The organism is Rhizobium sp. LjRoot98 (genome assembly GCF_964252935.1).
GTDB lineage: Bacteria > Pseudomonadota > Alphaproteobacteria > Rhizobiales > Rhizobiaceae > Pararhizobium.
In genome coordinates this window covers 209,657-219,186 of record NZ_CAXUPW020000009.1, presented here as the reverse complement: position 1 = coordinate 219,186, position 9,530 = coordinate 209,657, and the positions used below count along the sequence as shown (strand labels likewise).

At 57.5% G+C, this 9,530-nt stretch carries 7 protein-coding genes and 3 pseudogenes; 3 read left to right on the top strand and 7 right to left on the bottom strand.

Going from position 1 to position 9,530, the window contains the following annotated elements; translation table 11 throughout:
- Together ACSQ3J_RS24410 and ACSQ3J_RS24405 are read left to right on the top strand one after the other, a co-directional pair.
- On the top strand, positions 1 to 450 hold a 450-nt coding region (locus tag ACSQ3J_RS24410), incomplete at its 5' end, for an IS3 family transposase (RefSeq protein WP_436040528.1).
- Between the two features lie 359 nt (positions 451 to 809).
- Positions 810 to 1,083 (top strand): annotated as a pseudogene (locus tag ACSQ3J_RS24405) (MarR family transcriptional regulator); the annotation flags it as partial.
- A gap of 85 nt (positions 1,084 to 1,168) precedes the next feature.
- Here ACSQ3J_RS24405 and ACSQ3J_RS24400 read toward each other — a convergent pair.
- The 4 genes and pseudogenes from ACSQ3J_RS24400 to ACSQ3J_RS24385 all read right to left on the bottom strand — a co-directional run.
- Positions 1,169 to 1,258 (bottom strand): annotated as a pseudogene (locus ACSQ3J_RS24400) (short-chain dehydrogenase); the annotation flags it as partial.
- A gap of 341 nt (positions 1,259 to 1,599) precedes the next feature.
- A complete protein-coding gene (locus ACSQ3J_RS24395; RefSeq protein ID WP_436040527.1) occupies positions 1,600 to 1,980 on the bottom strand; it encodes a response regulator in 381 nt (126 codons plus the stop codon).
- Positions 1,981 to 2,428: 448 nt separating this feature from the next.
- Positions 2,429 to 2,962, bottom strand: coding sequence for a PAS domain-containing protein (locus tag ACSQ3J_RS24390; protein ID WP_436040526.1), 534 nt, complete (start codon positions 2,960 to 2,962; stop codon positions 2,429 to 2,431).
- Between the two features lie 265 nt (positions 2,963 to 3,227).
- Positions 3,228 to 3,326, bottom strand: a pseudogene (locus ACSQ3J_RS24385) (transposase); the annotation flags it as partial.
- Between the two features lie 334 nt (positions 3,327 to 3,660).
- Between ACSQ3J_RS24385 and ACSQ3J_RS24380 the strand changes: the two are divergent.
- The gene (locus tag ACSQ3J_RS24380) at positions 3,661 to 5,361 is read left to right on the top strand and encodes a PAS domain S-box protein (RefSeq protein ID WP_436040525.1); all 1,701 of its coding nucleotides are present in this window, start codon (positions 3,661 to 3,663) and stop codon (positions 5,359 to 5,361) included.
- Positions 5,362 to 5,583: 222 nt separating this feature from the next.
- On the opposite strand, the gene ACSQ3J_RS24375 is transcribed toward ACSQ3J_RS24380, so the two are convergent.
- From ACSQ3J_RS24375 to ACSQ3J_RS24365, 3 genes are all read right to left on the bottom strand, one after another.
- Positions 5,584 to 6,021 carry a response regulator gene (locus ACSQ3J_RS24375; protein ID WP_436040524.1) on the bottom strand — a complete coding sequence of 146 codons (438 nt, stop codon included), beginning with the start codon at positions 6,019 to 6,021 and terminating at the stop codon, positions 5,584 to 5,586.
- Between the two features lie 2 nt (positions 6,022 to 6,023).
- The gene (locus tag ACSQ3J_RS24370) at positions 6,024 to 7,139 is read right to left on the bottom strand and encodes a histidine kinase dimerization/phosphoacceptor domain -containing protein (RefSeq protein ID WP_436040523.1); all 1,116 of its coding nucleotides are present in this window, start codon (positions 7,137 to 7,139) and stop codon (positions 6,024 to 6,026) included.
- A 546-nt stretch (positions 7,140 to 7,685) separates the two neighbouring features.
- Positions 7,686 to 9,341, bottom strand: a complete 1,656-nt coding sequence (locus ACSQ3J_RS24365) for a relaxase/mobilization nuclease domain-containing protein (protein WP_436040522.1) — start codon at positions 9,339 to 9,341, stop codon at positions 7,686 to 7,688.
- Positions 9,342 to 9,530: the final 189 nt, after the last annotated feature.

Below are 9,530 nucleotides of genomic sequence, written 5' to 3'. Positions count from 1 at the left end.
CGAACCTGCGAGGGCTTCGCTTACCTTGCGGTCGTCATCGACCTTTATTCGCGCAGGGTCATCGGCTGGGCTATGCAGAGCCGACAGACCACGGACGTCGTATTGCAGGCTCTGCTCATGGCGGTGTGGAGGCGAAAGCCGAAGGACAAGGTGCTGATTCATTCGGATCAGGGTTCGCAGTTCACCAGCATGGATTGGGCCTCGTTCCTCAAGCACCACAATCTGGTTCACTCAATGAGCCGACGCGGCAACTGCCATGACAATGCGGTGGCCGAGAGCTTCTTCAATCTTCTGAAGCGAGAGCGGATACGTCGCAGGGTCTATCGTTCACGCGATGAAGCGCGCCAGGATGTGTTCGACTACATCGAGATGTTCTACAACCCGAAACGCAAGCACGTCAGGAACGGAATGCTGTCGCCCGTCGAGTTCGAGAGGCAGCAGAAAATCTAACCCGGGGGTGTCTACGAAACTCGGGGCTATTCAGCATCCTAATTCGGTTTGTGGGTAGCCTCGCAGCTAAGCTCTGGGAAAATGAAGACCTCCCTAACGCCTCTGGTGGATAAAACCGCATTCGCTTCACGTACACGAGAGAAGTCGGCCGGCGAAGGCTACGCCTGACTAAGCGATCACGTGCCCAAGACCATGGTGAAGTTCCCCGGTGCCGAAGGTGCTGGTGCGCATTGCGAGTTGTGAGCGAGCCGCCTGGCGTATGCCCGAATGTACGACTGGCTAGATCGAACGATGGCCAACGTGCGACGAGGAATGTCAGGGTGCGCCAGTGGCCGTGCGGCACAAACGCCCGCAGACGCTTGCTCTTGGATTCAGGAACCCAAGTCAATTCATTGAAACGCTTGGAAGCCGCCAGGCACCTGCGCCGGACGCGCAACGCCAGCAACGAGCGTCAGGTTCTGGTGACGCTGACAGATCAGATCGTGCCTTGCAGCACAAGGCAGGCTGCCTCAGCGATATCTTGCTTGCAACCTCGATCCAGACACCACCGGACTCGCTGCCTTGCATCACGACGTGCGGCACCTGCGTGACGTGATCTACTCGCAGATCGGCGGGTGGGACGCACCCGCCTGACCTGCAGGAGCAGTCGATGGCTAGCTAAAGCGGTCGGAACCGTACCACCGTCGATCATATGCTCGGTTCCAGCAATCGATGCGGCTCAACCCGAGGCAAGGAACGCGAGTAGATCCGCAACCTCTTCCGGTTTTGCCGGTCGTCCAAGCGGTATGCCGCCGAGAGAGTTCATGATCCCTGTATTGCGGCGTTGTACAAGGATTCAACGCGCCTTCAGCGACCTCTCCGATGCGAGATCAAACTTCATGGAAGCACACATCGCATCAACCACAGTTATGAAGCAACACATTCCTCGCAAATGCCACAGCCATCCTTGTCGAGGAAGCTTCGACGCCCACAACAAAGACATGGCTCCATTCCGTCCTGGCTGTCTTCGCGCTCAGGACGCAGGATTTGCACTTCGTGGGTTGAGATCAAGTTTTCGGGATGGTCTCCCATCTCGAGCCTCCAAATTCGGGGTCAGACCTGAGATAGTGTGATGCTGATGGATAAGGGGTGGTATTCACAACCACCCGGTTATCTGCAAAACGCCTGCATGACCCGGACCAACCGATCAAGATCCGTAGGCTTGCCGAGGTTGGCGACGTCGGAAAGTACAGGCTCGGACGCGAGTTCGGATGGATGACTCGCGCTTGCGATCACATAGGGCACGCCGAGCGTTTTCAATTCAGCGGCTACCGGTACCCTCTCGGTCCCGAGGCGGACATCAAGAACGGCCGCGTCGGGACGTTCGGTTTTGATAAGATCAAAAGCATCAGCGACCGATCCGGCGGGGCCGAGAACATCGAACTCGGCGTCGCGAAGGGCGCGAACCAGTTCCATCGCGATGAACATTTCATCTTCGACGACAAGAACCAGCCTCTTGCGTTCAAGACCGGCTACTGCAGGTTCCTCCATAAGACCTCACATTGGGATTTTGATGCGTGCGACTAAACCTTCAGAGTGGTAAAAGAGTTTCACCGCACCACCTGCCTGTGCAGAGGTTCCCTTGATAAGTTTTGTGCCAAAACCTCTGCGGACGGGCGGAGAAACCGGAGGTCCGTTTTTCTCAAGCCAGTCGCAGTGCAGAACGGGGCGTCGTTGGCCATCGGATTCAACTTCCAGCCAACCTTTACCTCACCCTCCGGCACAGAGAGTGCACCGTACTTCACAGCGTTGGTCGCTAGTTCGTGAAGTATCATGCCGACCGCAAGAACCTTTGTTCCCGCCACCGCACCCGAGGGCCCCGAGGCATAGATCCGGCCTCCGTTCATTCCTCCGATCGAATGCCGCAAAATTGATTGAATCTCGGCGCTCTCTTTGTTCGCGGCAAGCTCTTGCGCGTGAAGGGCAACCTCAAGTCTTTTCAGAAACGTCCCCCGAAGATTGCAGCGCCTGGGTCCTCCGCGTAGGTATGCATGGCAATCGCCCGTACGACGGCGAACATGTTCTTCATCCGATGGCGCGTTTCCGCGATGATGAATTCCTGCTCAGCGTCATGAAGCTGGCGCTCGGTAACGTCGTCGAAAATGACGAGAATGCTACTGCTGTTATCGTCGGGGTGGATAAGCCGGCGGGCGTCGACGTGAAAGGTTTTCTGACCGACTGATGGGAAGTCATGTTTGACCTCGAATCCTATGACGGCAGCCGCTTTCGGTATCACTGCGTGAATCAAATGCTTCAGCTCCGGCACGTCCCATTGACCGTTGCCCAGCTCGAACAGGCTTTGGCCGATGACATCGTCACGGTTCACTTCGAACATTGTGACAAAGGCATTGTTGGCAGTCGTGACGTTGAAGTTCTTATCCAGGACGACCACCGGCTGAGTCATCGTATCCACAACGCCTTGCGCTTGAACGTGGCTGCTTCTAAGCAGTCGATATAGGTCTTCAAGCACCATCCCTGTTCCCCTCAGCCAGCTTCGACTTCCATCGTCTTAATAGACGCCTGCCGATCTGCACGAGACATAGCGCTGTCCAGTGAGAATGGAAGGCACATCGAACAGCTGTCATCTATGACGCCCGCCTAGCGCCGCAGCACGGGCATGGCGGGCGGATCTCGATCGGCTCATCGGCTGAGTCTTCAGCGAGCGGCATGGCAGGGTTCAGGAGTTCGCGGGCACGAGCGATGCTGATCTTTCGGGAAGTGCCGGTGCGCAGACCCTAATGCCGGATGCGGTGGAAGCCGCGCGGCAAGACATGGAGTAGGAAGCGGCGGATGAACTCATCGACCGCGAGCGGCACGATTTGCTGCCGGTCGCAGCCGTCGCGGCACGATCTCGTCCGAGCAGGCAATGGAATTGGCGAAGTTCCTATAGTAGCGGCTGGTGGTTAACCGGCTGCTGGGGCGATGATTTTACCGATTTTTTTTCTTCGTTGCGACGCGCGCTCTTGTCGTCGGAGCCGACTGCGATATTGTTCTCGCTCGAGAGGCGTATCTGCGCCGCAAACTCGAATTGGGGGACATAGTCTGACCGATCCACGGCTTCCATCCGCCGCTTATCCCGTTGCCAAGCTCCTCGATTCCGTGGACTGGGCATCGGGACCGATTGGCCCGAAATCGGAATGGCCCGCCTGTCTTCACGCCGCGATCGATATCATGGTCCCGTCGCAGGCTCAGATCGTGATGTTCTGGGGGCGAGAGTTCGTCGCTTTATATAATGACGTCTATGCGCCGACTATCGGCAACAAGCATCCGCATGCATTCGGGAGACCTGCCCAGGAACATTGGACCGAACTCTGGGACGATTTGGAGCCGCTTCTGAGACGCGTCCTCGACAGTGGCGAAACCGTTGCCGCGAAAGACCGGCCCTTTTACATCGAGCGGCACGGATACCCGGAGACAGTCTACTTCGACATCTCGTATTCTCCGGTATCTGACTCCGACGGCGTCGTTCACGGTGTCTTCTGTATCGTGAACGAGACCACCGAACGCGTACGGGCTGACAGGGCGCTTCGCGAAAGTGAGGAACGCCTCAGGGCGATTTTCTCGCAGTCGGCCGCGGGCATTGCCCTCAGCGATTTGACGGGCAAGCTCATCACCGTGAACGACCAATATTGCGCTATTGTCGGCCGGGCCAGGGAAGATTTGATCGGGACGCGGATGCAAGATATCACGTTCGCCGACGATGTTCCCGAGAACAAGCGTCTTTTCATGCGGTTAGTGGAAACCGGCGAAAGCTTCGAGATCGAAAAGCGGTATGTACGTGACGACGGTAGTTTGGTCTGGGTCTCGAACTCCGTGTCTGCGATTCGTGATGAACGAGGTAGGATCTCGCAGGCAGTTGCCATTTCGATAGACATCGGAGAGCGGAAGCATGTGCAGGGGGTCGAGAAGCATCTCGCATCAATGATTGCTTCGTCAAACGACGCGATCCTCGGCATCGATCTTGACATGAAGATCACCAGTTGGAACGCTGCTGCTGAACGGCTGTACGGCTATTCGGAGGCCGAAGCCTTAGGGAAGTCGGTGCTGATGTTGGTTCCGGGCGACCGCAGCGATGAGGAGCCGACGATCCTTCGGCAGATCAGGGCCGGTCGCGTCGTCGAACCCTACGAAACCATCCGCCTACGCAAAGACCGCCGTTCCGTAGAGGTGCTGCTAAGCGTTTCACCGATCCACGATGCGAGCGGCAGAGTCGTCGGTGCTTCGAAGCTCGCACATGACATCACGGTTCGAAAGGAAGCGGAGCGCCTCCAGTCCGTTCTCGTAAACGAGATGAACCATCGGGTGAACAACTCGCTTGCGATTGTGATTGCAATAGCACGACAGACGATAGGCCGAGACAAACCCAACCGCGATGACGTCGAGGCGTTCACCAGTCGGATCGGATCGCTTAGTCGCGCACAGGATCTCCTCGTCCACGGTGACTGGCAGAAGGCCGATTTAAGGGCGATAGTCACACAAGCAACCTCTCCATATCCGGTCGACGCCTTCCATATCGACGGGCCGCCCGTGCATCTGCCGCCCAAGGCGGTCATATCGCTTTCACTGGCGCTTCACGAGCTTGCAACCAATGCCGCAAAATACGGGGCGCTTTCGGCTCCAGGCGGGCGGATATCGGTTTCGTGGCAGTACGATTCCGCGATGAGCCCGTTCCTGCGTCTGACTTGGAAAGAGACGGGAGGCCCAGAGGTGGTTGCACCCAACAGCAAAGGCTTTGGTTCAACGCTTGTTGAGCGCCTACTGGCCGCGGAGCTGAAAGGTGACGTCCAGCTCTCCTACAACAAAAGTGGTGTCATGTGTGTCATCGAGGCCAACATACTCCAGTTGTCGGATGAGGCGGCCGCTGTGCGTTAAAAACACCCCTTGGGACGCAAGCGATCAGTCAGGCATCGTATCGATCAACTCCGTCCCCTCACTTCCGCTCCCATCGGCCGATAACGGAAAATCGCAGCCTCGGAGGTAAAACGCCTAAACCTTATGACCAGCGCTTCGTTCCAATTTGCGCGTATAGTCGGCAGGTTTCGGACTGCATCATGATAAATTGACGTCAAACAACAAGCGCCGCGGATTCAAGAATCAACGCGTCTGATGAGAGAGGTGCGCGTTGGCGGTAGCCTGCTTCGGAAGCACGAGGCTCGGCGGCGCTCGGTTCGGAGTACCCCCTCCCACGACCGATTCTACATACTTCAGCGTGTTCTGAAGGCCGTTCATTGTGTACGGCTTCTCGAGTGCCCCGATGGCTCCGGCGAGGTCTTCGGGAATACGTTTGAGATTGCCCGAGACGAAGATGTAGGGGATGCCCTTCTCGGCGAGCCGTCGACCGACGTCTAGCCCTGTTGGACCGTCGGTAAGCTGAACATCCACAAAAGCAAACTCCGGGTCTTTCGCCTCGATGAGTTCGAAAGCCACTTCGCTTGCCTCAGCCTGTCCCACCACCTGGTGTCCAGCGGTTTCAATCTCACTTTCGAGTTCGAGGGCCAAAAGGGCCTCATCCTCGACGATTAGTACGCGCATTTTTACTCCTTCGTGTCATCGACAAGCAGCGTGACGCTGACGTCGGTGCGATGACCCGCCAGCGTCCGCTCGATCGTCGCGCCAAGTTGCCTGAGCGAGGTGTTCAGCATCAGATTGCTAAAAATGTGCTCCTCACAGTCGACCTCCACCGGGGTGACCGTGTCGGCAACACGAATAAGAAAGTGCCCGTTCAATCGTCGCACTTCGACATGGATTTCGCCGCCACCAACGCTCAGACCCCGACGCACAGCATCTCCGACAAGCTCATTGACGACGAGGGCGATCGGCGACGCCTTTGCGGCCGGAACAATGACCTCGTTCAAATCGGTCGTGACCTTTATGTCGTCTCTCTTCAGGGCGTCGACGATGTCGAAAACCAATTCCCTGGCGAAGTCTGCGACGTCGAAATGACCCACATCGTCATCATTGAACAGTTTGCGCTGGACAGTGCTTAGCGCCTCAACGCGATTGAGGACCGAGCGCAGGGTCTTCCTGACGGTTTCGTCTTGGGACATCCGTGCTTGGAGCTTGACGATGGAGGCGATGGTCAAGAGGTTGTTCTTCACGCGATGATCGACTTCGTGAACAAGCACGGTTTTCGTCCCAAGAGCCTCCCGGAGATCGGCTGTTCGCCTCTGCACTTCCTCCTCGGCGATATGCCGCGCCGCGGCGAGGTCCGCTTCCTTGCTCTTGATATTGGTGAAATCTAGCTGGGAGGCAAAGAAGTAAATGATCTCGCCGTCACTGTTGCGGACCGGGCTGACGAACAGGGCGTTCCAGAACGTGCAGCCGTCCTTGCGATAATTAAGGATGTCGGTTGCGATATCCTTGCCCGCCGCAATCGCGTCACGAATTCGCGCAACGGCAGCGGGATCAGTCTCGGGACCTTGCAACAAGCGGCAGTTCTTTCCGATCAGTTCGTCGGCCGAATATCCCGTTAGTTCTGAGAAAGCAGCATTAGAAAAGATGATTGGATTGTCGTGCTGGCGCGGATCCGTGATAATCATCGGCATTCGCGTCGCCTTGAAAGCGGCGGCGAACGGGTCTTCGGAAGTATGCCGAGCAAGGAGCCTGTCGCCAGCGTCCCGCGCGTCCGTATACTGGTCGTTTCCCTTCATCGGCACCCGCCCTTGTTAGGCAATCAATGAGACCCCAGCGGCTCTTGTCGTTGGTGACCCCGTTACTCAAGTTCGAGAGATATGAGACAAGTCGTGTAAGTCAACATCACCTGCGGCACTCTCCGGTCGCGCATCGAGAGTAATCCGGAGTTACGAACTGGTCGGGACCGAACAGAAGCCCCTGTCGTCGATGAGGAACCCCTGACCCCATGGCGCTGGCCGACGCGCTCATTGACAATGGCTACTATTTAATCCCACCGCAGTACGAGCTAGGGACATCGCTCGCCCTACCACAGAACACACACGTCGATTCCAGCCTTCCGGGCGTGATCATTTGAGCAGACCTACCGCTTCCAGCGCGCGATGCAGGTACCCTAAACGGCTGAATGGACGGCGCAAAGCTGCCGCATCTAGCGGCAATCATCTTTAGACCACTCGTGCTCAAGTCTGAAATGTGGAAAATGCAGGTGAACTCACAGCCTCGACCGATTAAGGTCGCTTGGGTAAGTGACAGAAATATCCTGGCTTGCTCCACTTAGCATTCGCTTAGCGCTCCACCACATCGCGTCCATTGTCGCGGTGACGCTCTTGCTCGGACTGGCGAATGCGCTCATGACGCTGTTCGTCCTGCACACCTTTCGAACCCACCGCCTGCTCGCGTGCTGCCCGGGCCGCTCGACCTGTAGCAATAGCGTCTTGCTGGACCGCGATTGCGGGATCGAGAGTTGCCGGCGGCTTCCGGTTCTGATGATCGCTGTCGCTCGCTCTTCCAGCTGCCAACGTTCCCCCTCCCCCGGAAGTTTGCATCGCCGACGGTATCTGCTGCAACTCGATGTCACGACGCTGCTCGGCAAAGAGTGTGGAAATTTCGCGCCGCATTTCCTCGACCGCCTGGCGCTCACCACTACTGTCGACCATGGTTTCTAGGCGGTCCATGGATTTGTTGGCGCGTGCGACGCGCTCATCGAACTGTTCCAGCGATAGTGGCATGGTATTTTCCTTTCGATGTTTGATGCCTGAAACGAAAGTCACGAATTTCGCCAAAGGCGTGGCTTCCGACGCCGGCGGGTGAACGAATTTGTCGAAGCGATTCTGCAGCCACGGCGTCGGATGACCATTCTTGCCAGCGCCGGCCACCTCAACCGAAACGGCGGCATGTAGCCCCTGTTCGAACAACCGTCGCTCGATATTCTTCATAACCGCAAGGGTCACCGCGCCCGGGCCAATCTCCTCCTGTCTCTTCAGCTCCCGCTCGAGCATGCTGACGCTCGCTGCGGTTGGCGCCAACAGCAACACTGTTCCGGCTTTCACAGAAACGAACCGAGAATCGATATTCAGGGCGCGCTCGACAGTTTTCGACACGGAAGCAGGGTCGTTGACAGTTTTGATTTCCAGCCGCACAAGCACGATGCCAGTTTCATTTTGTGGTGGAAGCTTTGGCGATTTCTCCGCGGCGGCAGCGGCAAACCGATCGGCAGCATCAATCACTGTGGATTTCGCCCCTACCTTTTTCAGCGCGTCCACGGTCGCCCGCCATAGTGGGGCCAGTGCAAGACTGCTGTTTGCGAATGAGAAGCGATCGGCGACACCGGACCGCTTTCGCTCGACGCGATTGTTAAGATCGCGGTTCTTCAGATAACGCGGATCGGAAAGACCACGTTGGTACGCGCCGGCCTGCGCCTGACTGTACGGCCGCGTTGCCGCGACGTCGGCGCGGCGGGTCGCCACCATTGCGATCCCATGCTCACGCGCCCTTGCCGCGAACCGCTCTCGCCATTGATGAAGTTCGGGCTTGGTCAACCGCAGCGCTTTGCCAACATCATCGCGGGCGGAAATCATCGCATGGACGTGCACATGACCGGTTTCCGGATGATGCGCCGTGACCCACTGGTGCCCTGCGACCTGGTCGCTCAGAAAATCGCGCACCGCGCTGTTCATCGCCTCCGCATCTGTACCGGCGCGGGCTGAGAAAATGACATGGAAAGCATTGCGTGGTTCAACGGTGCGAATATGACCGGACCACTCCTGCCAAATTCCGTCGGCTGCTTTCTGGATTGAAGCGCCGCGTTTTACCGCGTCGCCGGCGCTCGTGATAACCCGCTTTTCAGCACGAAGAAACTTTTCGAGGAAATAGCGGCTCGACTTTTCCGAAGTGGTAGCCCCAAGAACGCGAACCTCCGCCCGTCTGCCGGCGTCCGCCAACCGTGCCGCAAGGTCATCTTCGGCAGATCCTGCGAACCGCACCGAACCATCGCCCTTCTCACGGGCTTTCAAAGCGCCAGCCAGTTTCCGCGCCGGCAGGTCCGTGACCGCATAGACAGAAATCTTCCCATCCGGACGATGAGAATAAAGGAATGGCTTTGAGCCGAAGGCAGCGTTCAGCGCCTCATG

Excerpts from the sequence above, each read along its gene's own strand:
- ACSQ3J_RS24375 (WP_436040524.1), bottom strand. The coding sequence starts at position 6,021 with ATGCGCGTACTAATCGTCGAGGATGAGGCCCTTTTGGCCCTCGAACTC.
- ACSQ3J_RS24395 (WP_436040527.1), bottom strand. The coding sequence starts at position 1,980 with ATGGAGGAACCTGCAGTAGCCGGTCTTGAACGCAAGAGGCTGGTTCTT.
- ACSQ3J_RS24390 (WP_436040526.1), bottom strand. The coding sequence starts at position 2,962 with ATGGTGCTTGAAGACCTATATCGACTGCTTAGAAGCAGCCACGTTCAA.
- ACSQ3J_RS24370 (WP_436040523.1), bottom strand. The coding sequence starts at position 7,139 with ATGAAGGGAAACGACCAGTATACGGACGCGCGGGACGCTGGCGACAGG.
- ACSQ3J_RS24380 (WP_436040525.1), top strand. The coding sequence starts at position 3,661 with ATGGTCCCGTCGCAGGCTCAGATCGTGATGTTCTGGGGGCGAGAGTTC.